Below are 25,884 nucleotides of genomic sequence, written 5' to 3' on the forward strand. Positions count from 1 at the left end.
CATGACTTGCCCCTTAACATTTGACGAGGCGCTGGCTCGCGCTGTCTGCTGAATGAAGAAACTTGGACTTTCCAGTAACGCGCTGCAGCACAGCGGCGGCCTAGAGCGCTACGCCATGGATCTCGTGCGCGGCCTCGCCGCGCGCGGCATCGAGCCGGCTTTCTTTGCGCGTCGCTTCGATGCGTCGCTGGCGGAATACGCGATGGTCGAGCCACACCGCATCAACGTGTCGTTTCTGCCGGGCAAGTTGCGCGACCGCTGGTTTTCATGGCGGCTGCGCGGCGCACGTCGTGCGGCGCAAGTCGATGTGCTGATCGGCTGCAACCGCGTCGACTCGTCCGATATGGCGATCTGCGGCGGCACGCATCTCGGCTTTTTACGGGCGACAGGGCGTGCGCAGAAGCGTTCGGACCGCTGGCAGATTGCGCTCGAGCGCCGTCAGTACGAGCGCTCGAAGGTCGTGGTCGCGCATTCGCAACTGATGCACGACGAACTGCGCGAACTGTACGGCGTAGACGAGGCGAAAATCCGCGTGCTGTACCCCCCCGTGGACGGCACGCGTTTCGCGCCGACCGACGCCGCGACGCGCGCCACCCTGCGTCGCAAATATGGTTTTGCCGACGACGAGATCGTCCTGCTGTTTCCGTCGAGCAGCCATGAGCGCAAGGGTTTGCCGCTCATCGAAGCCGCGCTGCCCGACACGGCGCTGCCCGTGGTGGTGGCCGTGGCCGGACGGCCGCCCGCGCGCACGTCCGGGCGGCTGCGCTATATCGGCTATGTGAAAGAGCTCGCCGAGTGTTACCAGGCCGCGGACTTCACGATCCTCGCATCCACGTATGAGCCGTTCGGTCTGGTCGGTATCGAATCGGTGATGTGCGGCACCCCGGTCATTTTCCCGTCGACCATTGGCTGCTGCGATGCGATCGCCCCTCACGCGAAATTCATTTTCGCACCGGACAACGTGGCGGATCTGCGTGCCACGCTCGAGCGGGCGGTGGCGGCGCATCGCGACGGCATGCGTCGCGCGCCGTCGGAACGGGCCCGCGACGCAGTGCTTTACGACCCAGGCGTAGCCGCTCACGTGGACGCGCTGCTGAGGTTGGCCGAGCAACTCGACGCGACGCGTTAGGGACCGCCGGACCCTTGTCGCACAAGGAGCGGGCGGCCTTGCTGGCGCGGTTTCGCGCCGTTCCGCGGCAGGGTCACATGTTATAATTTTTCACTCTCAACGCTCGAACTCAATTCGGGCCGAACACCCACTTATTTCATCGAGCTTTCCATGCCGGCCTGGACAGGCGGCGGGCGAGAGGCGCCGCATCCCGAGCCGCGCCGGCCCGTCGTGACGGGGCCGTAGCCGCTGCACTGGAGGCCTTCGGGAAGAATACCGCTGGAGATTGTGCATGGCGAACGCGACCTCGCGCCGGGTATCGGCGCACAGCAAGATCGCGGCGGGAACCAACGCGCCGATGAGCCTATGAGTCGGCTTGCCGGGCGTCTTCGTATTTTTGCGCGGGCTATCCCGCGATTGTTGATCAAGCCACTGCGCCGCGAGCCACGGCATCCGCGCAGCATTCTGATTGCACACCATTTGTTGCTTGGCGACACGCTGCTGCTCACGCCGCTGCTCGCCAAGTTGCGCGCGCAATATCCGCAAGCGCAGATCGTACTGACCTGTCCGAAGGCGATCGTGCCGCTGTATGCCGGTCGGCCTTTCGACGTCACGGTCTTGCCCTTCGATCCGCGTGATGCGAAGTCGGTGCGGGACGTTTTGCTTTCCGGACCTTACGACCTCGGCATGGTGCTCGGCGACAATCGTCACAGCTGGCTCGCGTTGGGCGCGGGCTGCCGCTGGATCGTCGGACACGCGGGCGATGAGCCGGCCTGGAAGAACTGGCCGCTCAACCGGAGCGCGCCGTATCCCGCGGCGCCGGCCGCGTGGGCCGACCTCGCCGCGGAACTGGTCGACGGACCGCCGCCGCGCGCTTACGCGCCCGCCGACTGGCCCGCGCCGCAGCATGCGGCGTTACCCGAGCCGTCGCTACTGGCGAAACCTTACGTCGTGCTTCATCCGGGGGCGAGCACCAGCGTCAAACGCTGGCCCAATACGCGCTGGCGCGAGCTTGCGCAACGTGTGGAAGCGCTTGGCTATCTGCCGGTCTGGACCGGCGGCCCCGGCGAAGCCGAGCTGATTCGCGCGATCGACCCGGACCCTCATCATCCCAACCTGGCGGCGCGGCTTGGCCTCGGCGAGTTGTGGCATCTGTTTGCCGGCGCACAAGCCGTGGTTTGTCCCGATACCGGGGTCGCGCATCTGGGGCGTCTGATTGGGGTGCCCACGCTTGCGCTGTTCGGCCCGGGCAACGCTTCGATTCATGGCGCGGGGCGCTACTGGCGCGAAGTGCCGTTCGTGCCCATTACGATCGCGGAGATGCCCTGTCGCGATCAGCCTTTTATATTCCGCCGCAAGGTAGCATGGGTGCGGCGCTGTGATCGCAACGAGACGACCTGTGTGGCCTGGCGCGGCGACCATGCCGAGTGTATGGGCCGGCTGTCTGTCGAGTCGGTGTACAACGCATTGCAAAATGTTCTGGTGAAAGTGTAATGACTCACACGGCTGCGCGAGTGGAGCGCGTGTTATGGGTTGCCTGTCCCGTGATTCTGTTCGTGGTGATGTTCGGCCACATGACGGCGCTCGTCTTCAATGCGCTCGCACTGATGGCGCTCGGCGTCGTGGCGGCCGCCTGTTCGGCGAACCGGCCATCGCTATTGAAGTGGCCGCTGGTGCTGCCCATCGTGGGTTGGGCCGGCTGGAGCCTCGCTTCTGTCGCATGGTCCATGTATCCGATGATCAGCCTGCACGCGTGGTGCGACGAGGTGCTCTATCCGCTGGTGTCGTTCTGGGGCTTCTGGCTGTTCGGCACCGAACTGCGGCGGCCGGCGCCCGTGGTGCTCGTCAACTGGGGCGCCTGCGTGGTGCTCGCCGTGATCAGCGCGCTCTACTGGGGGCATCTGCAGCCGCCCACCGCCAATACTTTTCCGCTGCATTTCTATAATCGCGTCGGCCATACCAGCACGCTCGCGGTGTTTGCCATGCCGCTCTTCGCCGGCTTCCTGCTGAAGCCGCGTTGGCGCGTGATCGGCGCGAGCGGCATCGTGCTGTGCCTGTTCATCGGACTGGCGACCCTCAATCGATTCTTCTGGCCGGCGGCCGCCGTGACGCTTCTGGTCGCGTTGTTTCCGCTCTACCGGCGCCGCCTGTTGCTGGCGGTGCTGGTCGTCGCCGTGGTCGGCGCGGCCGGCGTCGGCACGCTCGAGTTCAGTTCCCGTCTGCGCACGGCCGGCACCGCGCCCGCCGCCAGCCAGCCGCGCGATGTCGCGATCGACGGTCATCAGGTCTACGTGCCCGGCTCGCTGTCCGCGATCGGCGACACGGTATCGGCTGACACGCGTCCGAAGCTGTGGGCGTTTTATGTCAGCGAAGCCGAGCGCCATAGGTGGGTCGGAGTGGGCTTCGGCAAGCCGTTGCCGGGGATCGTCTATCGTGGCGAAATGCCCGCCAGTTTGCTGGCGGTCGAACCGCAGGCGCTGACTCACGCGCACAACCTGTTCATCAACACGTGGTTGCAGACGGGCTTCATCGGCGTCGCGCTGCAGACGGCGTTGTTGCTGTGCCTCGTCGCGCGCTTCTGGCGGCTTCGGCGGGTCGAGCCCTGGTTGTGCGCAGCGGGCGTCGCGCTGGTGGCCGGCATGATCGCGAAAAATACCACCGACGATTTCATGTGGCAGACCACCATGCTCGCATTCTGGGCGTTTGCGGGCCTGCTGCTGGGTTGTGCGGAGCAAGTCGGCGCTTCCGGCGAAGCGTCGCTCGACACTGTACGCGGCAAGGTCACGGCAGTACGCAGTGAACAGCGGCGTGAAGCGCCAACAGCCAAGCTGGGCGAATAACCAAGGTGACCAACGCAAACCCGCACGCTACCGAAGCTGACCGCACGCCGCTGCGTATCCTGTTCCATATCAACGATTTCGGTAAAGGCGGCACCGAGACCGCGCTTCTGTCGTGGCTCAAGACGCTCGACCGGCGGCTGTTCGCGCCGAGCCTCTCGGTGGCGTATCCGACCGACGACCTGTTGTTCTGGCGCGCGCAGTCGACCCCCGACGACGTGCCCGTCCATGTGCTCGCCTCATCGAAGTGGATGTACTCGCTTCATCAGGAGGCCCGAAAGCGCAAGCTGGGCAAGGGCGAGAAGTTATTGCACAAGCTGCTGACCTATGGCGCGATCCGGCCGCTGGCTGCGCTGCGCATGCGGCGTCTCGCCAGGCAGCACGATCTGATCTGCGATTTCGATTTCTCGCTGCGCCACGTGGCGGGAAGCGGCCATGTGCCGTGGTTCGGCGTGAGCCATTTCAGCCTGGCGGCGCGGCTCGGCAGCAAGAGCGCGCGCTACATCGCCCGGCGGGTCAAGCATTATTCACGTTATTCGGCGATCGCCGTGCTGACGCCCGCCATGCTGCGCGAGGCGCAGGAACTCTTCTCGGCAACCGCGCTGGATATCGTCGAATTGCCGAATGTGATCGACGTCGATGCACTGCGGCGCGCGGCGCGCGCGCCGATCGAACGCCCGGCCGACTCGTTCATCGTTTCGGTGGCGCGCCTGGACGAAGGGCAGAAGGATCACAAGACGCTGCTGAGAGCCTACGCTCAGGTGCGCGAGCGTGGCCGTTGCAAGGCGGCGCTCGTTCTGATCGGCGAGGGGCGCGACCGGCGCGAACTGGAGCAACTCGCCGACGAACTCGGGATCGGTACAGCGGTGCATTTTCTGGGTTTCTGCGCGAATCCAGCGCCTTATATCCGGCAGGCGGAACTGCTGGTGTTGAGCAGTCGTTATGAGGGTTTCGGCATGGTGCTCGGCGAGGCCATGGCGCTCGGCACGCCGGTGCTGTCGGCAGATTGTCCGACTGGGCCAAGGGATTTGCTGGAAGGCGGCAAGGCCGGCCTGCTGGTGCCGGTCGGCGACGTGGACGCGATGGCGCGCGCAATCGAACGTCTGCTGACCGACACGGAATTGCGCCGCACGCTCGTGCAAGCAGCGCAGCAAAAGGTCGAAACGTTCACGCCGGCCAGCGCCAACCAGCGCATGCTGGACCTGGCGTTGCGGCTTTCGGCGCAACAGGATTCACAGGACGTGCAGGCGTTGCGCTGAAGCGCGCGCCAGGCTCACGCGCACTGGCGTTGTGCCGTTGCACGATGCAGGATTCGCCGGGCGCACCAACGTCACGCTGAACCGCGCCAGATTCACACGCCGCCAGTCACCAGTGGCAACACGGTCAGGTCTGGATGCGTGCCTTCCACAATGCTGCGTCCCACGTGCACACCTTCGTACAACGCCTCGTCCTCGCCCGCGAAGCTCTCTTCGCCGTCGGCGTGAAACGGCACCGCATGCCCTGGGATGGTCGGGTCCGCGCCAGGATGGCAAACATAGCCGACGTACGTATAGCGGTTATCCGCTGCGGCCGGCGCGTGCCCCTCGCTGGGCGGGTTTTTCGGACGAGGCGCCACGTGAATCTCAAAACCCTCGTATTCCACCATTTGCCAGGGTGCGGTTTCATCGGCCATGGCCGCCTCCGTCTAGGTCGCGCGCTTCTCAAAAAGTCTAGGTGATTTGAAGCTGAAGCGCGCTCCCAAACGGATTCGGCAAAACCACTACGGCTTGATGGCGCCGAGTTGCTTGAGCAGCGTCAGATTGTCTTCAAGGTGCCAGTTTTCGACGATGCGGCCGTCCTTCACGCGATACAGATCGAAGGCCTGGAAGTCGATGGTCTGGCCGTTGCCTTTGAGGTTCTGGAACTGCCCGGTGAAGTGTCCGTAGAAATGCAGATGAACCGAGGCCCGGTCGCCCGCCACGACGAGGTCGTCGATCTCCGCGTGGAGATCGGGCACCGCCGCACGAAATCCCTTCGATGCCTGCAGCGGACCATCAGGACCTTGCGGGCGGCCGTCCGGCAAGGTGCGGTCCACGAAGGCCGGCGACAGCGCGAGTTTCGCGTAGGCCTCGTCGCCGGTGTTCCAGAAAGCGGCGTAGCGGCGTGCGCTTTGCACGATCGCGGCGGATTGCGCCGAGTTCGATGCGACAGCGAGGTGGTGCGGCGCGGGCAGGTCGGCGTCGCTCGCGGCATGGGCGCTCAGCGCGCCCGCGAGGCTCGCGACAACCAACAGATGACGGGCGATTCGGGACATCGGCGATGCGGACATGGTGCGCTCCAGAGAGAGTTGAAGTGGATGAAGCGCATTCTCTGGCCAATGGTCGTGTTTGATAATTGGTCTGTCGCTTAAAGGATTGTCTATCCATTTTTGAAAATGACCGCCGTTGTATGAGCGTTTGGCTGACGCAGCGAGTCAGTTCGGCCGGCCGCGCGATGTCTATCGTCAGATAGAATGGTGCGCTTTGCCCGTACACGACTCTGCCCATGTGGTTCAAAAACCTTCAGCTTCACCGTCTTCCCGCTCCGTGGTCCGTCACCCCAGAACAGATGCAGAAGTGGCTCGCGCCGCATGCGTTCGCGCCCGGCAACAGCGTCGAGATGCAAAGCCACGGCTGGGCACCGCCGCGCGAGAGCGACGCTAACGACTCGCTGGTGTACGCGCTCAATGGCCAGATGCTGCTGGTGTTTCGCGCCGAGAAGAAACTGCTGCCGGCTTCGGTCGTCACGCAAGTGACCAAGGCGCGCGCGCTCGAACTCGAGGAACAGCAAGGCTTCAAACCGGGCCGCAAACAGATGCGCGAACTCAAGGAGCAGGTCACCGACGAACTGCTGCCGCGCGCCTTCAGCATTCGTCGCGATACGCGCGTGTGGATCGATTGCAAGAACGGTTGGCTCGTGATCGACGCCGGCTCGCAAGCGGTTGCCGATGAAGTGCGCGGCCTGCTGGTGAAGTCGATCGATCAATTGCCGCTCGGCACGGTGCGCGTCACGCATTCGCCGGTCGCGGCCATGACTGAATGGCTGCTTTCAGGCGAAGGTCCCGCCGGCTTCACGCTCGACCAGGACACCGAGCTGCGTTCGCCTGCGGAAGGCAATGCGACCGTACGCTACGTGGGACATACTTTGGATGCCGAAGATATGCGCCGTCATATCGAAGCCGGCAAGCAATGCATGCGGCTTGCCATGACGTGGAACGATCGTGTGTCGTTCGTGTTGACGCCGTCGCTCACGATCAAGCGCATTGCGCCGCTCGACGTGCTGAAAGAAGCAAGCGATCCTACCGCGCAAAACGACGACGAACGGTTCGACTCTGACCTCACGCTGATGACCGCCGAACTCGACCGCATGCTGTGCGATCTGCTCGACGCGTTGGGCGGCGAGCAGGGCGAAGCGGTTCCGCAAGCCGCAGCGGCATAAGAGACTTCAGTTGCCGGCACGCCGGCGCGTCTGAATAGGGCGCGCCGCGTGCGTGTGGCAGCCTCGTCGTGGCGAAGCATTGTGCGCCCGATCTGTGAACGTGTATAAGATGGCGATCGGCAGCAGCGCGCGTCAGTCACGGAGGGCTTGCGATGGTTCGTCTCGTCATGATTCTGCTGGGAGTCGATTATCTGCGCACGCGCTGGCGGTCGCTGCGGCTCGTCGGCTGCATCAGTGTGCTGCTCGGCGTTTTCGTGTTCATCGACGCGCTCGATAGCGCGCTTTACTTTCCGATCACACCGTTCGCGTTACTCCTGTTGCTGGAAGGTCTCGCCACGCTGGCCGTCGCCTGGACCGGCATGGGCGGGCAACGCACGCTGCGCTATGTGAAAGGCATTGCATTCGCCACTGCGGCGGCGTTGATTCTGGTCGGCCACGAGCACGGCAACTTCATTCTGTCGATGATCTTCGGCACGCTCTTTTTCGCCGATGGACTGCTGCAGATCGTCTCGGCCAACGTGGTCCGCTATCGCACGTGGCGGCTCGCGATGATCGGCGGTGGCGTCGAAATCGCGCTGGCGATTTTCTTCTATCAACCTTATCCGACTCACTACGTCGGCACGGTGCCTTACTGTCTCGGTCTCGGCCTGATCTTTGGCGGCTGGAACATGCTCCTGCTGAGCACGCGAGTGCGGCGGCTCGCTTCGAATCCTGCTGCCGCCGCGAGCCCCGGGCTTGCCGCGAAAGATTCCGCGGCGGATGCCGGCATCGCTGCCGCGAGCGAACTCGCTGCCAGCCGTGTGATCGCCCACGAATGGGACGGTCCGCCCGCCGCCGACGAAGCCGCGTTGACCGTGCATGTGTGGACGCCGGTCGGGTCGGCAAAAGGCGAGGCGCGGCGGCAGCCGATCGTCGACCGTTATATCGCGGCGGTGGATCGCAATGGCGTGATATCGACCGGTCATGCCGCGCTCGAATCGCCCGAGGGCATCTACATCAGCCTTTATCCGGGTGTCGAGATCGATCGCTCGCCCGACGACTTCGCGCGGCTTTTACGCGCCACGCGCGAGAACGACGTGCCGGGGCTATTCCAGCCCGATTACGCGACCGAGTCGAAAGCGTGGTGTGCTTCGACGGTGCAGGTGCGAATCCGCAACTACGATCCCGTCCGGCTGCGCCGCTTCTGGGACACGTATCGACAGGACACCACATACAACCTCACGCACCGCAACTGTTCGAGCACGGTCTCGCGCGCACTGGAGGCCGCGATCGAAGGGGCATCGGCGCGCGTGTGGGGCGGTCTCGGCGGATGGCGGCCGTTTCTGCGCGTGATCGCGACACCCGAGTTGTGGGTCGCGGCGCAAGTGCGCAAGCGAGCCGCAACGATGGCATGGACGCCAGGCCTCACGCTCGACTATGCGCGCGCCCTCAGCATGCTGGCCGATCCGCGGCCCTCGGGCTGGGTCAAGATGGCGCGCCTTGCGCTGCGCCGAATGGTTCGTTCGCGCCAGCAATGGCGTGAGGAAGCACGACATGCGCGCGGCGATGAGGATGCGGCGCGTGGCACGGTGCGTGAATGAGGCGCGAATGAGGCGTGCATGAAGCGAGGGTGAGCACGCTCGCGGGCAGCGTTGCCCAACTTCGACGTCGCGGTAAAAATGGCAGTCACATCAATAGCTTGCAGTTTTTGCCGGTTAGTTATGCACAGATTTGCGAACAGATTCTGTTGATAACTCCGAGCGCGCGCCGTACAGCCCAAATGAGTGTTTTCAACCAATATGGCGGGTGTATGCTCAACCCGTCAGTTTGTCGTTGACACCGCTCGACCACACCGGAATCCGGCCGTCGCTCATTGAGGATCAAAACCGCGCGGCGCGTTCTTCGCCCGCTGCGGCTGTGGCTTTTTTATAAGCGTGAACGCGATGGACAGGACGAACCCAGCGGCATCCATCGGGTGGTCAGATGAATGAGCCGCAGCGATTCACGGTGCGCCACGTCAGCATCTACCGTTACTCCGAACCCGTGCGTTTCGGCGAGCATCGCATGATGTTCCGTCCGCGCGCGAGTCACGATTTGCGCCTCGTGACCAACCAGTTGGTAATCACGCCCACGCCGTCGCGGCTGCATTGGCTGCACGACGTATTCGATAACTCGGTGGCGGTCGCGAGTTTCGCGGACAAGGCGCGCGAATTGCGCTTTGACAGCGAAGTGACGCTCGAGCACTTCGAAGCGCCAATGCCCGATTACGCACTCGAACCGTATGCGGTGAACTGGCCGTTCGCGTACACCAACGAGGAAGCGTCCGATCTCGTGAACGCGCGCAGCCGCCCGCATCCGGATAGCGACGTCGACGAATGGGCGCGTCGTTTCGTGCCCACTGCGGGTGGCGCGGCTAAGGGCGGCAAAGGCGGCGCCGGCGGCACGATGGCGCTGCTACGCGCCATGACGCTCGAAATCAAGAGTTCGTTTTTCTATGTGCGCCGCACGGAGAAAGGCGTGAATCGCCCAGGCGAAACCTTGCGCAGTCGCAGTGGTAGTTGCCGCGATTTCGCCGTGCTGATGATGGACGCGGTGCGCTCGCTCGGTCTCGCGGCGCGTTTCGTGAGCGGCTATCTGTTCGTGCCCGACGTGCCCGAGCACGAGGCCACGCAAGGCGGCGGCGCGACGCACGCGTGGTTGCAAATCTATCTGCCGGGTGCCGGCTGGGTCGATTTCGATCCGACCAACAGCATTGTCGGCAACCGCCATCTGATTCGCGTGGCGGTGGCGTGGAACGCCTATCAGGCGTTGCCGTTGTGGGGCACGTGGCATGGGGCGCCGCATTCGTTTCAGGGTTTGCAGGTGGATGTGAGCGTGACCGAAGGCGCGTGAGTGTGACGCAAGGGCGAGTAAGGACGCGACGATGTCCCGGATGCTCGAATCGAAACGTGTTCGCACGTCAATTGAACGTTTCAACTGGAAAAGGGCGCCGCGATGAAATTGCGCGTTGGGTACGAGCTGGTCTATGAATGTGTGCAACCGACGCCGATGCTGCTGATGTTGAACACCCACTATTCGCATGCGAAAGAGGTGCTGGATCCCGATCTGCTGGTGGTCGATCCGGCGGTGCCGATCCGCCAGTATCGCGACAGCTTCGGCAACCTGTGCAGCCGGCTCGTGGCGCCGCCGGGAAAAATTTCCTTTGCGACGCGCGCGGTGCTGGAGGTGTCGTCGGAGCCGGAGACGCGGCCACCATACACCGAACAGCATCCGGTGGAAATGCTGCCTGACGATACGATGGTGTTTTTGCTGGGCAGCCGCTATTGCGAAACCGATCTGCTCTCCGAATTTGCGTGGCAGACCTTCGGCACACTGCCGCTTGGCCGTGTGCGCGTGGATGCGATTTGCAATTATGTGCACAACCACATCGTGTTCGGCTACGACTTTGCGCGGCCGACCAAGACCGCATGGCAAGCCTGGCAGGAGCGCAAAGGCGTATGCCGGGATTTCGCGCATCTGGCCGTGGCGCTATGCCGAGCCATGAATATTCCGGCGCGCTATTGCACGGGCTATATCAGCGACGTCGGCCTGCCGCCGCCTTACGCGCAGATGGATTTTGCCGCGTGGTTCGAGGCGTATATCGGCGGCTGCTGGCAGACGTTCGACCCGCGCAATAATGCGCCGCGTACGGGGCGTGTTCTGATGGCTCGCGGGCGCGACGCGGCCGATGTCGCGATCAGCAATGCCTTTGGGCCGACGCAACTGCTGAAGTTCGAGGTGGTGTGCGAGCCGGTTTAGAAGCGTGGCCGTTGAAGACAAACTTGATTCACAAGACGGCGCTCATGTGAATTGGCGCGGCATCATTCCCCCAGCGCGAGCCCGCGTTTCCTGCGCGCCAGCGCCGCGCCGATCGACACCGCCGCGCCGATACCACCCATTGTCAGCGACAGGATCACGATCAGCGGGCCGGCTTGCGTGCGTGCGGAGAACACGCTGACCAGGAGCCCGGCGAGCGGCTGCGTCATGTTGTTCAGCAGGATCACCACGCCGGTTGTCTTGCCGTAATCCTGTGGCGGAATGATTTGCTGCCGTGCGCTGCGAATGTACACGTTGAACATTTTGTCGAAGCCGACGATCAGCAGGAAGCCGAGCGCATAACCCCAAGGAGCCGCGCTGGCGCCGGCGATCACGCCGCCTGCGCAGATCGAAACGAAGGCGACGAGACCCAGGCGACGGGCCGGCCATGCGGCGCGGGCGATCGTCAACAGAATCAGTACCGTTGCCACGGCGCCGGCCGTTTGCAAGCCGGCGTAGTAGTGACTCGATTGCGCATGAACGCCGGTCACCATTGCAGCGGACGTGGCGAGCGTCACGCCGATCACCAGATTTTCGGCGGCGGCGAGCAGTACGACTTTCTTCAGGCCGGGTAGAACCAGCACGTGACGCAGCGCGATGCGCACGGGCAGCGTCCAGTGGCCCGCGTCGGCGGGCGGCGGATCCGTGGCCCGAAAACCGCTCGTACGTTGCCATAGCAGCAGCGCGCCGTCGGCGAGCAGAAACAGCACACCGGTTGCGCCGACCACCCATTCCCAACGCCACAGGCCGAGCAGCAGCGCGGCGAGCATCGGACCGAGCACGAAACCCAACTGGTCGGCCAACTGCGAATAGGCGAGTACACGCTGGAACCGCTGCGTGCTGAAGATCTGCGGCAGCATGACTTCACGCGCGACGAGCCCCTGGCTCGTCAACACGCCGCAAACCGCCGAAAGTGCGATCAGCCAGCCGATGCCGCCGAACATGGCATAAGCGATCATGCCGCCGAAACACGTCAGCGCGCGCACGGTCTGGCTGACGCGCATCAGTCTGAGCGGCGAGACGCGGTCGCACAAGGCGCCGAAGAAGGGAAACACCAGGTAGCGGGGCAGCGTTTCGATAAAGAACGCCAGCCCCGACCACGAAACCTGGTGTGTCGTCTGGAAGACGACGAGCGGCACGAGAAACAGCAGGACCTGATCGGCGAGACGCGCGACAAACAGCGAGCAGAAAAAAGCCTGATGGTTGACGCGCACCGTTGATGTCCCGCCGTTTATGGGTCGAGACCGATCCTATCAAAGATGGCGGTCTCGCGCCGCAGCGCACCGTGTTGCGCCGGGGAGTCAAGGCAAGCTCGCGAGCCGTGCGGGCGGAGCGCCGAGCTTGCGCGGAACTTTGCGCCTACCGTACGGCGAATACGCTCCAACCGCACGGCTTATCGCAACCTGCTGCTAGCCGCGATAAGCCGCTTCGAGCGGCGCGATATCCAGCTTGACCATATGCATCATGGTGGACATCACACGGCTCGCCCTGGCGGTGTCCGGGTCACGCAGCATTTCGCCGAGCACGTCCGGCACGATCTGCCACGAGACGCCGAACCTGTCCTGCAGCCAGCCGCATTGCCATGGCTTGCCGCCGTCGGTGAGTCGGGTCCAGTAGCGGTCGATCTCCTCTTGCGAACGGCAGTGCACGAACAGCGAAATCGCCGGTGTGAAGGTGAACTGAGGGCCGCCGTTCAGCGCCATGAACTCCTGGCCTTCAATCTCGAACGTGACGGCCAGCACGTCACCCTTCGGCCCGGGGCCGGCGTCGGTGTAGTGCATCGTCGTGGCGATGCGGGAATCGGAAAACACTGACGTGTAGAAGCGGGCCGCTTCTTCCGCTTTGCCGTCGAACCACAGACACGGTGCAATCTTTTGCATGACGTAGCTCCTCCTTCTCACCGGACGAACCGCCCATTACTTCATGGCGGCCATGGCTTGCTGGATTTCTTCCACGCTCAGGTCGCGCTTGTGCGTGGCCAGCGACCAGCTATGGCCGAACGGGTCTTTCAGCTGGGCGTAGCGGTCGCCCCAGAACATGTCGGTGACGGGCAACACGACGGTCGCGCCGGCCTCGACGGCCTGCTTGAAGCTGGCGTCGACATCTTCCACATAGTGGTGAATCGTGACCGGCGTGCCTTTCAGCGAGTTCGGGCCGAACGAGTGGTGCTCGGGCCATTCGTCGGTCAGCATCAGCATGGAATCGCCGATCTTCAGGGTGGCGTGCATGACCTTGCCGCCCGGGCCGGGCAGGCGGATCTGTTCGACGGCGTTGAAGGCCTTGGTATAGAACGCGATGGCGTCCGCGGCGTTGGCGCAGATCAGGTACGGGGTGAGCGCGTGCATCCCGTCGGGGATCGGTTTGACAGCGTTGCTGGACATGACGGCGACTCCTTGAAGTAACAGGTTCGTGAGTTGAAAGACCGACTGTGCGAGTCAGGCCTTCAACGTTACGACGAGTGCATCACCGTTGAATCGACACTCCGGAAAAAATATTTTTTGCGCCGGGCGCGCTGTGAGCGCCCGGTCGGGCGTTTCAACCGGCGGAGTTGTCCTCGTCCGGCGGCGCGGTGGCCGGCGCCGGAACGCCGCCATTCGGCGCGCCGAGGATGCTGATCTGGAAGGTCGGCGTGGCGGCCAGCGATTGCAGCGTGGCGTCTTCGGGGATGTGTTCGAAGAGCGGCAAGATCACCGAGCCGCCGATCACCGCGCGCCGGCTATTGTCGGCGGGCCGCAAGCCCCACACGTCCTGATAGACGACCGGCACCGCGCTGCCGTTGCGCGTGGTGTTGCCGATATACAGCATCACATGGCCGCCGATGTAGATCAGCGTGCGCAACGGCTCGCCGTGCTGCGCCAGATAGTCGAGCCGCTGGGCGGGCGTGGACGACGACAGGTCGAGCAGGCGCCCGGCGCTCATCTGCGTGGACGAATGGCGCGGCAGCCAGACGCCGAACGCCGCGAAGATGCTTTGCAGCTCCGACGAGCAGTCGTTGTAGATGCCGCTATTGCCCCATCCGTAAGGCCGTCCGATCAGCGTTCTCATCAGCGTCGCCAGATGGCGCGGCGTGGCGGCGAGCGGTGTCGGCGCGATTTGCGCGTCGCTCAGGGCGGCGGTGCGGATCAGCGCCTCGCCGTCCGCGTTGCGGGCCGGAACGAGCACCCGGCGCGTCACCGGGGTCGTGCTCGTGCCGGTCTTGTCGCTTGCTTCGCCCGTGCTGCCCGGGTCGCTAGGGTCGCTTTTCCGGCTCGCGTTACCCGTGCCGCTGGCGACGCGTTTGCCCGACGCCGGCCGTGCCGCATCGGCTGGCACGAGGGGCAGCAGCGTGCCGGCCGGCGCGTCGAAGCGGAACACGCCGCGGCTGTCGCGTACAGGCGCCGACGCGACGATCACCGTCCCGAGCGATTTGCCGGTCGCGGCGCGCCATGTGTCGACGAAGCGGTCGTCGGTCATGCCGACGCCGTCGCTGCGCACCCAGCCCTGCACGTCGGGCGTCTGCACATAGAGCCACGCACCGTCGACGCTGCCGCCGAGCACGTATAGCGGCGTGCCCGGCCGCGCGGCGGAAATCTGCAGGTTGTCGAACGGATAGCCTTCGCCGGCCAGACGGTGGTCGTAGAACGACGGGTCGGTGGTCGGCAGTTCGCGCAGCATCAGGTTGCCGGTGGCGATCGCGCGGCGCTCGGGCCGGTAGACGGGCGTCTGCGTGAACTGCCCGACGTTCATGTTGTGCGCGATTGCGTCGATCCACGCCTTGTCGTGCGGCCGGAAGTTTTCTCCGTAGCCGATGCTCGCGCCAGGCTTGCCGGTGTTGTCGAACTTGTCGATGCGCCGCTGCTGCAATGCGGCAATATCCGCACCTTGCTGGCGATAGACGCGCATCGTCACGAAGCTGGCGTTCCACGGCGAGGACGCCGCGGTGCCGGTGCCGAAGTAGCGCGCGTAAAGCACCTGGAAATGGGCGTGCTGATCCGCGGGGCTCAGGAACGGCTGGTCGTAGCCTGGGCTGTCCGGTTCGAGCCAGTGATCGACGTTCTGGTCGTAGCCGGCGATCGGGAACAGCGAGACGGTGTCGACCGGCGCGTGCGTGTCGCGCGTCGGCGACGGGTTGCTGCAGGCGGTGGCCGCCACCAGAGCCGCGCCCAGTGCGGCGGCGCGGCAGGCGTTCGGCCATGCGGCGGCAAGACGGGATAGAACGACAACGGGCATGAGATTCAGCGGAGTAAGTAGAGGACACGATGATACGGTGTCGGCGCGTCGTGGCGCATGTCGTGCCCGCGCCGCATGATGGCGGCTCGTATGCAACGCGTATGTGGTTTCATTGGGGTTCGTATCGTCAATAGCGGCTGCGCGATAGTGTGCTTTACGCGCGGGCTGCCGCAACCGGCGAGCGTTCCACTAAACTCCCTGCCTAACCAAACGCATCGCCTCGAAACATGCTCGAGAGGCGGCATGACCAGGAGAACACCATGCAAACCAGCGCACGTAACCATTTCGCCGGCGAAGTCATCGGACTCACCCATGGCGCCGTGAACGACGAAGTCACGCTGCGCACTCAGGACGGTCTCGAGATCGTCTCGATCATCACGCATGGCAGCGCGACCTCGCTCGGCCTCGCGGTCGGCAAGAAAGCGTTCGCGCTGGTCAAGGCTTCGTCGGTGATCGTGATGGTCGACGTGACGAAGAACCAGGTGTCGGCGCGCAACTGCATCGCCGGTACGGTGTCGGCGGTCACGAAGGGCGCGGTGAACTCGGAAGTGTCGATCAGCGCCGGCGGCGCGCAGATCGCCGCGATTATCACCAACGAGAGCGTCGATCGTCTCGGTCTCGCGAACGGCAAAGCAGCGACGGCGATTTTCAAGGCATCGAGCGTGATCATCGGCGTCGAGTAACGGTCGATCGCCACCGGATTCATTTTCGTCGGCTTGCGCGTTGAACGACAGCCGGCGGGCAGATGGAGCCGGAAGAGCGAGGCCGTGTGCCCAGCGCGCGTCGTGAAGGAAACGGCAGCTTGCTTTAAACTTCACGACTCGCTATTCCTCTTTCCGCTTTCATCACGGACGCCGTCATGTTCGAAGTCTCCTCTGCCTCGCATCTGCCCAAAGCCGCGCACTACGAAGAACTGGTCGGGCAGGCGCGCTCGCTGCTCGCCGGCGAAACCGACTGGATCGCCAACGCCGCGAATTTTTCCGCCTTCGTGTTTCATTCCCTCAGTGATCTGAACTGGGCCGGCTTCTACTTCCACGACGGTCACGAACTGGTCGTCGGGCCGTTTCAGGGCAAGCCCGCGTGCGTGCGCATCGCGCTCGGCAAAGGCGTATGCGGCACGGCGGCGCAAACCCGTCAGACGCAGGTCGTGCGCGACGTGCATGAGTTTCCCGGGCATATCGCCTGCGATTCGGCCTCGCAATCGGAAATCGTCGTGCCGCTCGTCGCGCCGGACGGCACGCTGATCGGCGTGTGGGATGTCGACAGCCCGGTCGTCGCGCGCTTCGACGAAGAAGACGCGAAGGGCATGGAAGCGCTGTGCGCGGTGTTCATCGAGGCAGCGTTGCCGCGCGCCGCGTCGGCTTCCTGAGGATGAAGCGGCGGTGGTGCCGAAGCAACCCATCTTTTTTCATCCGTAGAGTAGCTTCAGCGTTCCCCGCATTACCCCGCAATTGCACTTTCGATTGCCGCGACTGCGACAGTCTCAGCCGCTATCGGCATGCGGTGGCGTTCGCCACCGAGATCGCCGACCCACCCATCAGCGTGATTCCGCTCGACGCACCCTCGTGGTGTTCCGCGTGAGCGGTTAGCTGGCGCGCATGCGATAACTGCCTGTCACGATCAAAACGCCTGCCACTCCCTCCTTCGCCGTCATGCCCGAAGGCGAGCGCGCGTTACAGATTGAGATCGCCACCGATACAGCAACGAATCGGGGATTACACCAAGGGAAACGATTGGCGCGACGAATGCGAAGCCTGCGAGGTCGGCGGGGGCGCGAAAGCCGTTATCATACGCACGGTCCTCCAGTACATCGGACCGTAGTTTCAGGGCCTTACAGTTTGCGCGCGCGTCAAGAACACGTTCGATCACATCCACTACTCAGGAATATCAAAAGGCTGGCGCGATGCACGACCACCTCTTCGCCGAATCGCGCACGCGCGACGCCGCGCTCGCCTCGGCGCCTTGCGGTATGTTCATCTGCGCCGCGGACGGCACGTTCGAGTCCGTCAATGCTGCTTTCGAAAAGCTAACGGGGTTTGCGGCAGAGCACCTGGTCGGCGTGCGTACCTTCGAGTCGTTGTTCGATCCGGCCGAATTCGCGAGGCGCCACACCGAACTGCCGCCGCTCGCCATGGTGACCTCGCGCTATGAAGGCGAATGGAGTTTCCTGCGCCGCAATGGCACGCCGATTCGCGTGGTGCTCGCGTTGGCGCCGCTCGTCCAGGGGTCGGCGCATGCTGGCGGAATTGCCGCGCGTCCGGCGCGCTACGTGGGCATGGCCTTCGACATGACACGTTACGCGCAGTCCGAAGCGCGCCTCTGGTACGTCGCACATCACGACGGCGTGACCCGCCTGCCGAATCAAACGCTGTTTACCGAACGGCTGGAATTGACGATCGCGCGTTGCCACCGAAACGGCAGCGGTTTTACCGTGCTGATCGCCGAGCTCGACCATCTGCGCAAACTGCGCGATGCGCTTGGTTTGCACGCGGCCGAACTCGTGCTGCAGATCGTCGGTGAACGGTTGCGTGGTCTCTTTCCTAACGACGGTACGATCGCCTCGATCGGCGGAACGCAGTTCGCGTTGCTGGTCAACGAAACCGGTGCGGCCGCCGATGCCTTCGCCGCTGAAGCCTTGGGCCGTATCGCCGAAGCGATCGATTACGCCGGCACGACGTTGAACATTACCGCGAGCATCGGCATCGTGGCTTATCCGGCCGACGGCGGCGATGCGCCTACGCTGATGCGTCGCGCGGGCGTGGCGTTGTCGGCGGCCTCGGCCGTGACCGGCAATGCGGTGCGGCGTTTTTCCACCGCATTGGAAGGCCAGGCCGCGCGCCGCTTCGAACTGGAGACCATGCTGCGAGAAGCGATCGAGCGGCAGCAGCTGCATCTGGTGTATCAACCCCAAGTGACGCTCGCCAACGGCCGCATCGCGCAAGTCGAAACCCTGCTGCGCTGGAACCATCCGCAGCGCGGCCTGATCAGCCCCGTCGAATTCGTGCCGGTCGCGGAGGAGGCGGGTTTGATCGAGCAGATCGGCGAATGGGTGATCCGGACCGCATGCCGCGACGCCGGCAAATTGCTCCGGCTGACCGGCACGTTGCCGCGCTTCGCGGTCAATGTGTCGCCGCAGCAGTTCCAGCGGCAAAACCTGTTCGAGACGATCCGCGAGGCGCTGGAAGAGGCCGCACTCGACCCGTCATACCTCGAGGTGGAAATCACCGAGGGTGTCCTGCTCGGCGACACCGAGCAAGCTTTGCAGACGCTCTTTGCGTTGCGCGATCTCGGCGTGGAAGTGGCGGTGGACGACTTCGGCACCGGCTATTCGAGCCTCGCGTATCTGACGCGTTTTCCGCTGAATCGCCTGAAAATCGACCGCTCTTTTGTGATGCGCATGAGCACCGATCCACAGTGCGAGGCGCTGGTCGGCGCGATTATCGCCATGGCGCATGCGCTCAAATTGCGCGTGACGGCCGAGGGCGTCGAAACGGCGGAGCAGGCGGCGCAACTGGAAGCGCTCGGTTGCGATGAAGCGCAAGGCTTCTGGTTCTCGCGTCCGATTACCGTGGGCGCGCTGCGCAATCTGCTGAGGCCGTTGGGCACACACTGAGGCGCGCGCTTGACGGCGGGTTGCTAACGGGCCAGCAAGCTTTGCCGATCGCGGCACCATAGTTCGCAGGTCAATCAATGTGCTTAGCCATCCGTATTAAATGACGCCTGGCGCACGCGTTTCATTCATTTCCCGATCCGATGCAATGCGTCGCCGCGATGAACGGCTCGCTTGCCGCTTTTCTCACTTTCCACTTCGTAATGCGGATCGGACTTCGACGCATTGACGGTTCTGCCTTCCACAGTCGTATGGGAAGAAATGACACGCACGACCTTGCCATGCGTGACGCCTTGCGGCGTATTCCAACTTACGCGATCTTCCGGCTTCAGATGTTGAGACATGAGGCGCTCCTGTGCGTGGGCTAACGCGGCTTGAAATCCCCTTGCTTACAGGGCTTTGCGTGATTGCACTGCTTTGGTTCGCAACAAGGAGCAAACAGCGTGCCTCCGCCCACGAAACGAAGGGGGCAGGAACATATCCTGCTTCCTGCGTCAGGATATTTCTATCGCAACGGAACGAAGACTCAAGATGAATGATCTCCTTACCCGACTCTTTCACTTCCAGCCGTCGTTGCTCGTCACCCTGACTCACGACGCCCTTCATATCGTGCTGGCTGTGCTGATCCTCGTAGTCGGCTGGTGGCTGTCGAATCGCGTCGGCGCGATGTTCGCGCGCGCGCTCGCGCGTACGCATGCCGACCCGACGCTCGCGCCGATGCTGGCGGCCATGAGCACCTGGGCCGTGCGCGTGCTGGTGTTCATCGCGGCGCTGAGCGAGGTCGGCATCGCGACCGCCAGCGTGCTCGCGGTGCTCGGCGCGGCGGGCCTCGCGATCGGACTCGCGTTGCAAGGCACGCTGCAAAATATCGCTGCGGGGATGATGCTGTTGATGTTGCGGCCGTTTCGCGTCGGCGACGTGATTGAAGGCAGCGGCGCGGCAGCGGGTATCGTTCGCGAAGTGGGGCTTTTCACCACGCGGATCGAGCGCGGCGACGGCAACGCGGTGTTCGTGCCGAACAGCCAGATCTGGAGCAATCCTGTGATCAACTACAGCAGCGGCGGCACGCAGCGTATCGAGGTCGAAGTGGGGCTCGCGCAGCGTAAAGACGTCGACGCCGCGATCGGCCAATTGAAGAAACTGGTCGCCGACGAACCGCGTGTGCTGAGCGGCGCCACGCTCGCGCCGATCGTCACGGTGGCGGATTATCCCGACGATGGCGGCGCGACGCTGCGCATCGCGGCATGGGTTCGCACGCCGGATGCGTCGCTCACCAGCGACGACCTGCACGACCACGCGCAGGCCGCGCTCGAGCAGGCCGGTTGCCCGGTTGCGGCCTAGTTTGCGGCGCGCCTGGATCGTGCCACCTGGTGCTCGCTCAACGAGTGCCTCGCGGCTGGAACACGCCTCAACGCGCGAGGCACCCCGTGCAAAACGCGTCTCGCGCCACCAGACAGCCGCCCCTATAATCAGACCCTGCTCATTCATGTTGAACCGGACCCGTTTGATCGACACACCTGAATCCGCCAGCCGCTCACCGAGCGGCGAGGACGGCGCAGTCGGCGCAGTCGGAGTGCTGGGCGCGCTGCGCGCCGCGACCGCGCAACGCCATGAACTGCTGCACGAGATCATGCCGCTGTCGGTGGACAGTGTGGCGTTGCGCGACTACCTCGCGCATCTGGCGATTCTGCGTGACTGGCTGGCGCCGCTCGAAGCCTGGCTCGACACTTTCAGCGACGGTCCGCAATCGCCGGCGTCGCCGGCACGCATGAATCGCCTTGCGCTGATCGACGCTGATCTCTCGCACGAATCGGTCGAACCGCAAGACCGGGGCGGCACGCTGTCATCGAACACCACGAGCAGCTGGCTCGGCGACGCCAGCGCGGCTTACCGCTGGGGCATCTGCTATGTGATCGAAGGGTCCCAGCTAGGCGGCGCGGTGTTGTACGCGCGTCTGCAAGCGCGCCTCGCTCCGCATCCTCTCGGCTATCTGAACGCGGGGCGCGAGTCGCTCGGCGCGCGCTGGCAGGATTTCCATCGGGCGATAGCCGCTGAAGTCGACACACCCACCCTGATTGACGAAGCGTGCGGCGGCGCGGCCGATGCGTTCGACCGATTGATCGAGCTCGCTCGGCACCGTGTCACGGCTGTCTGCGTGAGCGCCGATTGAAGCGCGACCGGAACACGCCTATGGATAGCCGCCACCAGGATTCTTCCTCGCCGTCTCACCAGTTCGACGCAGCGGTCGCATTCGAGGCGCTGCCCGATGCCTATCTGATTCTCAACCATCGGTACGAAATCCTGCTCGCCAACGCGCGCTATCTCGACCTGACGGGGCAGTCGTTGAGCGATCTGCAAGGTAAATCGATTCTCGACGTCAATCAGTTCGGACCGGCCGAACAGCGGGAAGCACGGCGCGCATGGCTGATCGGCGCACTGCGCGATCTGTCGCCGGGCGGCTCGAAATGGTCGCCGCTGTTTCGCTACGAGATGCCCGAGCACCGTGACGCCAAGCCCAATGGTGAGGCAGCAGGCGAGCTGCGGGTGCCGCGCTACTGGAAAATCAAGGCGAGCCTGCTGGGTGCGCGTCACGGGCAAGGCGGCACGATCGCGCTGCGCGTGAGCGAGGTGACCGAGCGGGTCTCCGATTACGAACGCGATCAGCGCGAACGCGCGAAGCTGCGCTCGCAGGCGCAACTGCGGCAGCTCCTCGCCGATGAAGCCAAAGCGCAATTGCGCGAGCATCAGGAACGCTTTCAGATTGCCATGGCGTTTTCGCAACTGGGCGCATGGGAACTCGATCCGGTGACCGGGGCGATTGAATGCACCGATCAATGCAAGTCGAACCTGGGTCTGGATTCGAACGCGTTGCTCACCGAACAGCGCCTGTTCGGCGAAGTCGTGCATCCCGAAGACCGCAGCCGGTTGCGCGACGCGATGAATCATGCGCTGGCGGCTCACGACCATTTCGAAGTCGACTTCCGCATTGGCTGGGCGAGCGGCGCGGTCCGCTGGATTCTGGTGCGCGGTGTCGGACGGTTCCTGCCGGATGGCTCGTTGAGCTCCGTCATTGGCTTCACGCTCGACATCACATCGCGCAAGGAGGCGGAGCTCGAGCAACGCGAGATCGCCGCGTCCGAGAAACGCGCGCGCGAACACAGTGAGCGCCTTGCCATGGCAATGGATCATTTCGTCACCACGGTCAGCCACGAACTACGTTCGCCGCTGTCGGCCATCATTTCATGGACCGACCTGTTGCAGCGCGCGGCCGATCCTTCGCATCTCGCACGCGCTACCGGCGTGATCAGCCGCAACGCACGGCAGCTCTCGCATATGGTGGACGATCTGCTCGACAGCGGCGCGATCGTGACCGGAAAACTGTCGGTCAATCTGCAGCCCGTCGATCTCGGCGCGCTGGCCGGGATTGTCGTGGAAGATATGCGCATGCATGCCGAAGCCAAGGGCCTCCGGCTGATCGCGGACGATTTGACCTCGGCCATGGTGCTCGCCGACGAAGGCCGGATGAAACAGGTGGTCTGGAATCTCGTGTCGAATGCGGTGAAGTTCAGCGCGCAAGGCACGATTGAACTCTCGGTTCGGGCGGACGGCGAGCGCGTCGAACTCGCGGTGCGCGATACGGGACTCGGTCTGGATGGGGAGTCGCTGGAGCGGATATTCGACCGCTTTCAGCAATTCGGCGCCGACGGGTCGGGACGCGTGGCGGGTCTCGGGTTGGGACTGTGGCTCGTCAAGAACCTGGTGGACCTGCACGGCGGCACGATCACCGCTGAGAGCCCAGGCTTGGGGCAGGGCGCGACGTTCCGCGTCAGGTTGCCGGCATACCGCTAGGCGGCTTAGCTTCGCGCGGTGTGCCCGGCTTTGCTATTTGGGCTCTCCACGCCGGCAAGCGCCGGCGCTTCGATGAATTCGCCCGGCGCGTTGGTCAACGTGGGTAAGGCGGCGGTTCGTTCAGCACAGCCCAGAACATGCCGAGGTCGTTGATGGCAGCCATGAAGTCGTCGAACGCGACCGGCTTTACCACGTAAGCATTCACGCCCAGATCGTAGCTGCGCAACAAGTCGCTTTCTTCCCGCGACGAAGTCAGCATCACCACCGGAATACGCTTGAGTTTTTCATCGCTGCGCACGGCCTTCAGGACTTCGTGACCGTCGATCTTCGGCAGCTTCTTGTCGAGCAGAATCACGGCGGGATTGTCTTCCGAGCGATTCGCCCATTGCCCTTCGCGGCGCAAATATTGGAGCGCTTCCTCGCCGTCGCGCAGCGACACGACCGGATTCGCGAGGCGGGTTTTCTCCAGCGCGATCAGCGTGAGTTCCACGTCGTTCGGATTGTCTTCAACCAGCAGGATCGGTCTTAGCACGCTCTGTCCTTCATTTCGGTTCATCTTTCGACTCCTTCGGCACGGGGCGAAAGCGCTTGCCCGGTGACAATGCAGTCAGCCGTGCCACTGCCGCCGCCGCGGACTCTTCGCCCTGGCTTGCGTCGGCAATGAATACATGAGGCAGCGAGAAATACACGGCCGCGCCTTTGTCGATCTCGCCGGTCGCCCAGGCTTTACCGCCGTGCCGCTCGACAATGCGTTTAACGCCAGCAAGCCCGATGCCCGTGCCGTCGAATTCTTCAATGCGATGCAGCCGCTGGAACACGCCGAACAGTTTGTCGACGTAGCGCATATCGAAACCGACGCCGTTGTCTTTGACGAAAAAGACGTCCTGGCCAGCCAGTTCGCCTTCACCCGCATAGCGGCCAATTTCGATTTCCGCGTGTTCGCGGGTCGCCGTGAATTTTACCGCGTTCTCGATCAGGTTCCGAAGCACCACGTGCATCAGCACGGCGTCCGCGTTGACGTGACCCAGTGGGCCGACGCGCCATGCAATGTTGCGCGAGGGCGCATCTTTGACTTCGTCGGCGATCAGCGCGTCGGTCATGACTTGCAGATCGACCGATTGCGGACGCAGCGCCGCGCGCCCCATCTGCGAAAAAGCCAGCAGATCGTCGACCAGTTTGCCGCCGAAGCGCGCTGACGAAATGATTCGCTCGACGAAATGACTGCCACGCTCCGACAGACGCTCGCTTTCCATTTCGCGCAGCAGATCGGCGAACCCGACGATATGCCGCAGCGGGGCGCGCAAATCGTGCGACACCGTGTACGAGAAGCCTTCGAGTTCCTTGTTGGCGCGCCCGAGTTCGAGCGCCAGTTGCGCGAGTTCTTCCGCGCGACGCAGCACGATGCCGAGCAGCGCGGTGCGGAATTCGACGGCGATTTCGAGTTCGGCAGGACGCCAGGCAAGTGAGCGTCCGCGCACGGTATCGGTCCAGACGTCGAAGCTCTGGCGTGGCGAGAGCGAGGCGGACAAGCCCGCCAGCTTCGCGCGCGGATCGCCCGCCCATTTGATCGTCTGAACGACTTCTTCGCGAAACCACAGTACGTAATTGCGAAACAGCTTCGAAATCGACACGGCGAGCAGGCCCGCGTAGTGCGGATTGGCCGGCAGGACGGGGCAGGCCGTGGCAAGCGAGTCGGTGTCGAAGGTGTCGTCCACTCGCGTGTCGAGCCACTCGACGAGCTTCGCGACTTCCGGCTCGGAAGGCGTGGTGCCGACCAGCAGCACGCGCCCGTCGAAGACGATCGCCGCGCCGTCCGACGCGGTCAGCCCGAGCAGATCCTTCGGGTCGTTGGCGAGCGCGTCCGTGAAACTTTCCGTGTTGGCCATCGCGGCCAGCAGGCGCGCGAGCGTGCGACGCAGTTCGAGCCGGTATTGGGCTTGCGCGTGTTCCTCTTTCGCTTCGATCTGCAGCGACAGGATCTGCGCGATATGCTCGCACGCGGTGCGCACCTCGAAGGGCGGCACACGCGCGCTGTCGTGATGGCAGGAAATCAGCCCCCACAGTTTGCCGCGCACCACGATCGACATCGACATGGACGACAGCGTGCCCATGTTCTTCATGTATTGCACGTGTACCGGCGAGATACTGCGCAGCGACGCGTAGGTGAGATCGGTCGGTTTGCCTGTCGAGGGATGCAGCGGCGGGACCAGCGGCGAGGGCCGATAGTCGGCGTCGGCGATCAGGCGAATGCGGTTGCGCACATAGAGCGCGCGCGCTTGCGCGGGGATGTCCGAGCCGGGAAAGTGCTGGTCCGCGTAGGAGGCGTAGCCCGGTTCGACGTGCTCGGCGATCACGTGGCCGCTGCCCGTGCTGTCGAAGTTGTAGACCAGTGTGCGGCCGTAACCGGTGATGCGCTGGACTTCGTCGGCGGCGAGTTGCGCGAGGCCCTCGACGGTTTGCACTTCCTCGAGACGGTTGATGAAGGTGCGCACCAGCGGGTACATCGACGAGAACACGTCGAGCGTGCCGCGCGCGGGCTCCAGTTCGACGATCGCGATGCCCTCATGACGATGCACGATGACCGCGAACGGCGTGGCGCGCGCGCCGGTGGCATTGGCGCGCGGATCGCTCATCGAGCCGATATAAAGCGGGATGCCGTCTTCCTGATGCGTGGCCAGCGCCTCGACGATGAGCGCTGCCCATTCGTCGCCGACGATCCGCGCAATCGGCTGGCCTGGCGCTTGCTCGGCGGGCGAGCCCGTCAATGTTGCGACGTTGGCGCTGACTTGCAGCAGCGTGCCGTCGGCCGCGATGCTGAACAGAAAGCCGTGCGGCTGGATGCCGCCTGGAATGTGGATGGGTTCTCTCGCGCAGTCGGCTTCGACTGTCGAAGACGCGGAAGATGTGAGGTCTGCCATGCGTGCTCCACGAACGGTACGCTGCATTTTCGCATAGCAGGCGTGCGTTCGTGGTTCGCTGCT

The 25,884-nt window shown here is 64.0% G+C and carries 23 protein-coding genes; 14 read left to right on the plus strand and 9 right to left on the minus strand.

The window, feature by feature from the left end; translation table 11 throughout:
* The first annotated feature begins 52 nt into the window (after window positions 1–52).
* From P0D70_RS05540 to P0D70_RS05555, 4 genes are all read left to right on the plus strand, one after another.
* Window positions 53–1,129 (plus strand): glycosyltransferase family 4 protein, encoded by a 1,077-nt coding sequence (locus P0D70_RS05540; protein WP_408183374.1) that lies wholly within the window; start codon window positions 53–55, stop codon window positions 1,127–1,129.
* A gap of 345 nt (window positions 1,130–1,474) precedes the next feature.
* On the plus strand, window positions 1,475–2,602 hold the full coding sequence (locus tag P0D70_RS05545; protein ID WP_408183376.1) for a glycosyltransferase family 9 protein: 1,128 nt from the start codon (window positions 1,475–1,477) through the stop codon (window positions 2,600–2,602).
* Window positions 2,602–3,948: an O-antigen ligase family protein gene (locus tag P0D70_RS05550; protein ID WP_408183378.1), complete on the plus strand. Its 1,347-nt coding sequence runs from the start codon at window positions 2,602–2,604 to the stop codon at window positions 3,946–3,948. The genes P0D70_RS05545 and P0D70_RS05550 overlap by 1 nt, the downstream gene beginning before the upstream one ends.
* Window positions 3,945–5,204, plus strand: coding sequence for a glycosyltransferase (locus P0D70_RS05555; RefSeq protein ID WP_408183560.1), 1,260 nt, complete (start codon window positions 3,945–3,947; stop codon window positions 5,202–5,204). The genes P0D70_RS05550 and P0D70_RS05555 overlap by 4 nt, the downstream gene beginning before the upstream one ends.
* 92 nt (window positions 5,205–5,296) lie before the next feature.
* On the opposite strand, the gene P0D70_RS05560 is transcribed toward P0D70_RS05555, so the two are convergent.
* Both P0D70_RS05560 and P0D70_RS05565 read right to left on the minus strand, forming a co-directional pair.
* Entirely contained in the window at window positions 5,297–5,617 is a 321-nt protein-coding gene (locus tag P0D70_RS05560) for a hypothetical protein (RefSeq protein WP_091796065.1), read from the minus strand.
* 87 nt (window positions 5,618–5,704) lie between these two features.
* The gene (locus tag P0D70_RS05565) at window positions 5,705–6,253 is read right to left on the minus strand and encodes an ester cyclase (protein WP_091796062.1); all 549 of its coding nucleotides are present in this window, start codon (window positions 6,251–6,253) and stop codon (window positions 5,705–5,707) included.
* A 215-nt stretch (window positions 6,254–6,468) separates the two neighbouring features.
* Between P0D70_RS05565 and P0D70_RS05570 the strand changes: the two genes are divergently transcribed.
* The 4 genes from P0D70_RS05570 to P0D70_RS05585 all read left to right on the plus strand — a co-directional run bounded on the left by P0D70_RS05570 (window position 6,469) and on the right by P0D70_RS05585 (window position 11,178).
* The gene (locus P0D70_RS05570; RefSeq protein ID WP_091796059.1) at window positions 6,469–7,401 is read left to right on the plus strand and encodes a recombination-associated protein RdgC; all 933 of its coding nucleotides are present in this window, start codon (window positions 6,469–6,471) and stop codon (window positions 7,399–7,401) included.
* A gap of 152 nt (window positions 7,402–7,553) precedes the next feature.
* Window positions 7,554–8,981 carry an HdeD family acid-resistance protein gene (locus P0D70_RS05575; protein ID WP_408183381.1) on the plus strand — a complete coding sequence of 476 codons (1,428 nt, stop codon included), beginning with the start codon at window positions 7,554–7,556 and terminating at the stop codon, window positions 8,979–8,981.
* Window positions 8,982–9,363: 382 nt separating this feature from the next.
* Window positions 9,364–10,272: a transglutaminase family protein gene (locus P0D70_RS05580; RefSeq protein WP_091796053.1), complete on the plus strand. Its 909-nt coding sequence runs from the start codon at window positions 9,364–9,366 to the stop codon at window positions 10,270–10,272.
* A 102-nt stretch (window positions 10,273–10,374) separates the two neighbouring features.
* Window positions 10,375–11,178 (plus strand): transglutaminase-like domain-containing protein, encoded by an 804-nt coding sequence (locus P0D70_RS05585; RefSeq protein WP_091796051.1) that lies wholly within the window; start codon window positions 10,375–10,377, stop codon window positions 11,176–11,178.
* A 62-nt stretch (window positions 11,179–11,240) separates the two neighbouring features.
* Here the strand turns inward: P0D70_RS05585 and P0D70_RS05590 are convergent, their stop codons facing one another.
* The 4 genes from P0D70_RS05590 to P0D70_RS05605 all read right to left on the minus strand — a co-directional run bounded on the left by P0D70_RS05590 (window position 11,241) and on the right by P0D70_RS05605 (window position 15,444).
* Window positions 11,241–12,449, minus strand: coding sequence for an MFS transporter (locus tag P0D70_RS05590; RefSeq protein WP_408183385.1), 1,209 nt, complete (start codon window positions 12,447–12,449; stop codon window positions 11,241–11,243).
* A 195-nt stretch (window positions 12,450–12,644) separates the two neighbouring features.
* The gene (locus tag P0D70_RS05595; RefSeq protein WP_408183388.1) at window positions 12,645–13,115 is read right to left on the minus strand and encodes a VOC family protein; all 471 of its coding nucleotides are present in this window, start codon (window positions 13,113–13,115) and stop codon (window positions 12,645–12,647) included.
* 36 nt (window positions 13,116–13,151) lie between these two features.
* Entirely contained in the window at window positions 13,152–13,616 is a 465-nt protein-coding gene (locus P0D70_RS05600; RefSeq protein ID WP_408183390.1) for a VOC family protein, read from the minus strand.
* A gap of 154 nt (window positions 13,617–13,770) precedes the next feature.
* Window positions 13,771–15,444: an SH3 domain-containing protein gene (locus P0D70_RS05605; protein ID WP_408183392.1), complete on the minus strand. Its 1,674-nt coding sequence runs from the start codon at window positions 15,442–15,444 to the stop codon at window positions 13,771–13,773.
* 260 nt (window positions 15,445–15,704) lie between these two features.
* Here P0D70_RS05605 and P0D70_RS05610 point away from each other — a divergent pair, with 260 nt between their 5' ends.
* From P0D70_RS05610 to P0D70_RS05620, 3 genes are all read left to right on the plus strand, one after another.
* Complete coding sequence (locus P0D70_RS05610) at window positions 15,705–16,127, plus strand: TOBE domain-containing protein (RefSeq protein WP_408183395.1); 423 nt, start codon at window positions 15,705–15,707, stop codon at window positions 16,125–16,127.
* Window positions 16,128–16,303: 176 nt separating this feature from the next.
* Complete coding sequence (msrC, locus tag P0D70_RS05615; protein ID WP_091796032.1) at window positions 16,304–16,813, plus strand: free L-methionine (R)-S-oxide reductase MsrC; 510 nt, start codon at window positions 16,304–16,306, stop codon at window positions 16,811–16,813.
* A 534-nt stretch (window positions 16,814–17,347) separates the two neighbouring features.
* The gene (locus P0D70_RS05620) at window positions 17,348–19,057 is read left to right on the plus strand and encodes a putative bifunctional diguanylate cyclase/phosphodiesterase (protein WP_408183400.1); all 1,710 of its coding nucleotides are present in this window, start codon (window positions 17,348–17,350) and stop codon (window positions 19,055–19,057) included.
* Window positions 19,058–19,182: 125 nt separating this feature from the next.
* On the opposite strand, the gene P0D70_RS05625 is transcribed toward P0D70_RS05620, so the two are convergent.
* Window positions 19,183–19,398, minus strand: coding sequence for a hypervirulence associated TUDOR domain-containing protein (locus P0D70_RS05625; protein WP_091796025.1), 216 nt, complete (start codon window positions 19,396–19,398; stop codon window positions 19,183–19,185).
* Window positions 19,399–19,585: 187 nt separating this feature from the next.
* Here P0D70_RS05625 and P0D70_RS05630 point away from each other — a divergent pair, with 187 nt between their 5' ends.
* The 3 genes from P0D70_RS05630 to P0D70_RS05640 all read left to right on the plus strand — a co-directional run bounded on the left by P0D70_RS05630 (window position 19,586) and on the right by P0D70_RS05640 (window position 22,903).
* Window positions 19,586–20,395 (plus strand): mechanosensitive ion channel family protein, encoded by an 810-nt coding sequence (locus P0D70_RS05630; RefSeq protein WP_408183403.1) that lies wholly within the window; start codon window positions 19,586–19,588, stop codon window positions 20,393–20,395.
* A gap of 145 nt (window positions 20,396–20,540) precedes the next feature.
* Complete coding sequence (locus tag P0D70_RS05635; protein WP_408183405.1) at window positions 20,541–21,224, plus strand: biliverdin-producing heme oxygenase; 684 nt, start codon at window positions 20,541–20,543, stop codon at window positions 21,222–21,224.
* Window positions 21,225–21,244: 20 nt separating this feature from the next.
* Entirely contained in the window at window positions 21,245–22,903 is a 1,659-nt protein-coding gene (locus P0D70_RS05640; RefSeq protein WP_408183407.1) for a sensor histidine kinase, read from the plus strand.
* Window positions 22,904–22,997: 94 nt separating this feature from the next.
* On the opposite strand, the gene P0D70_RS05645 is transcribed toward P0D70_RS05640, so the two are convergent.
* Window positions 22,998–23,435 carry a response regulator gene (locus P0D70_RS05645; RefSeq protein WP_091800684.1) on the minus strand — a complete coding sequence of 146 codons (438 nt, stop codon included), beginning with the start codon at window positions 23,433–23,435 and terminating at the stop codon, window positions 22,998–23,000.
* A 10-nt stretch (window positions 23,436–23,445) separates the two neighbouring features.
* A complete protein-coding gene (locus P0D70_RS05650; protein WP_408183409.1) occupies window positions 23,446–25,821 on the minus strand; it encodes an ATP-binding protein in 2,376 nt (791 codons plus the stop codon).
* Window positions 25,822–25,884: the final 63 nt, after the last annotated feature.

Origin of the sequence: Paraburkholderia sp. RL17-381-BIF-C, assembly GCF_046026435.1 — a bacterium.
Taxonomy (GTDB): domain Bacteria; phylum Pseudomonadota; class Gammaproteobacteria; order Burkholderiales; family Burkholderiaceae; genus Paraburkholderia.

What these genes read in the sequence shown, in the direction of transcription:
- msrC (WP_091796032.1), top strand. Translation starts at nt 16,304, where the DNA reads ATGTTCGAAGTCTCCTCTGCCTCGCATCTGCCCAAAGCCGCGCACTAC.
- P0D70_RS05650 (WP_408183409.1), bottom strand. Translation starts at nt 25,821, where the DNA reads ATGGCAGACCTCACATCTTCCGCGTCTTCGACAGTCGAAGCCGACTGC.
- P0D70_RS05580 (WP_091796053.1), top strand. Translation starts at nt 9,364, where the DNA reads ATGAATGAGCCGCAGCGATTCACGGTGCGCCACGTCAGCATCTACCGT.
- P0D70_RS05585 (WP_091796051.1), top strand. Translation starts at nt 10,375, where the DNA reads ATGAAATTGCGCGTTGGGTACGAGCTGGTCTATGAATGTGTGCAACCG.
- P0D70_RS05625 (WP_091796025.1), bottom strand. Translation starts at nt 19,398, where the DNA reads ATGTCTCAACATCTGAAGCCGGAAGATCGCGTAAGTTGGAATACGCCG.
- P0D70_RS05540 (WP_408183374.1), top strand. Translation starts at nt 53, where the DNA reads ATGAAGAAACTTGGACTTTCCAGTAACGCGCTGCAGCACAGCGGCGGC.
- P0D70_RS05570 (WP_091796059.1), top strand. Translation starts at nt 6,469, where the DNA reads ATGTGGTTCAAAAACCTTCAGCTTCACCGTCTTCCCGCTCCGTGGTCC.
- P0D70_RS05620 (WP_408183400.1), top strand. Translation starts at nt 17,348, where the DNA reads ATGCACGACCACCTCTTCGCCGAATCGCGCACGCGCGACGCCGCGCTC.
- P0D70_RS05595 (WP_408183388.1), bottom strand. Translation starts at nt 13,115, where the DNA reads ATGCAAAAGATTGCACCGTGTCTGTGGTTCGACGGCAAAGCGGAAGAA.
- P0D70_RS05605 (WP_408183392.1), bottom strand. Translation starts at nt 15,444, where the DNA reads ATGCCCGTTGTCGTTCTATCCCGTCTTGCCGCCGCATGGCCGAACGCC.
- P0D70_RS05565 (WP_091796062.1), bottom strand. Translation starts at nt 6,253, where the DNA reads ATGTCCGCATCGCCGATGTCCCGAATCGCCCGTCATCTGTTGGTTGTC.
- P0D70_RS05600 (WP_408183390.1), bottom strand. Translation starts at nt 13,616, where the DNA reads ATGTCCAGCAACGCTGTCAAACCGATCCCCGACGGGATGCACGCGCTC.
- P0D70_RS05630 (WP_408183403.1), top strand. Translation starts at nt 19,586, where the DNA reads ATGAATGATCTCCTTACCCGACTCTTTCACTTCCAGCCGTCGTTGCTC.
- P0D70_RS05560 (WP_091796065.1), bottom strand. Translation starts at nt 5,617, where the DNA reads ATGGCCGATGAAACCGCACCCTGGCAAATGGTGGAATACGAGGGTTTT.
- P0D70_RS05640 (WP_408183407.1), top strand. Translation starts at nt 21,245, where the DNA reads ATGGATAGCCGCCACCAGGATTCTTCCTCGCCGTCTCACCAGTTCGAC.
- P0D70_RS05610 (WP_408183395.1), top strand. Translation starts at nt 15,705, where the DNA reads ATGCAAACCAGCGCACGTAACCATTTCGCCGGCGAAGTCATCGGACTC.
- P0D70_RS05550 (WP_408183378.1), top strand. Translation starts at nt 2,602, where the DNA reads ATGACTCACACGGCTGCGCGAGTGGAGCGCGTGTTATGGGTTGCCTGT.
- P0D70_RS05545 (WP_408183376.1), top strand. Translation starts at nt 1,475, where the DNA reads ATGAGTCGGCTTGCCGGGCGTCTTCGTATTTTTGCGCGGGCTATCCCG.
- P0D70_RS05635 (WP_408183405.1), top strand. Translation starts at nt 20,541, where the DNA reads ATGTTGAACCGGACCCGTTTGATCGACACACCTGAATCCGCCAGCCGC.
- P0D70_RS05575 (WP_408183381.1), top strand. Translation starts at nt 7,554, where the DNA reads ATGGTTCGTCTCGTCATGATTCTGCTGGGAGTCGATTATCTGCGCACG.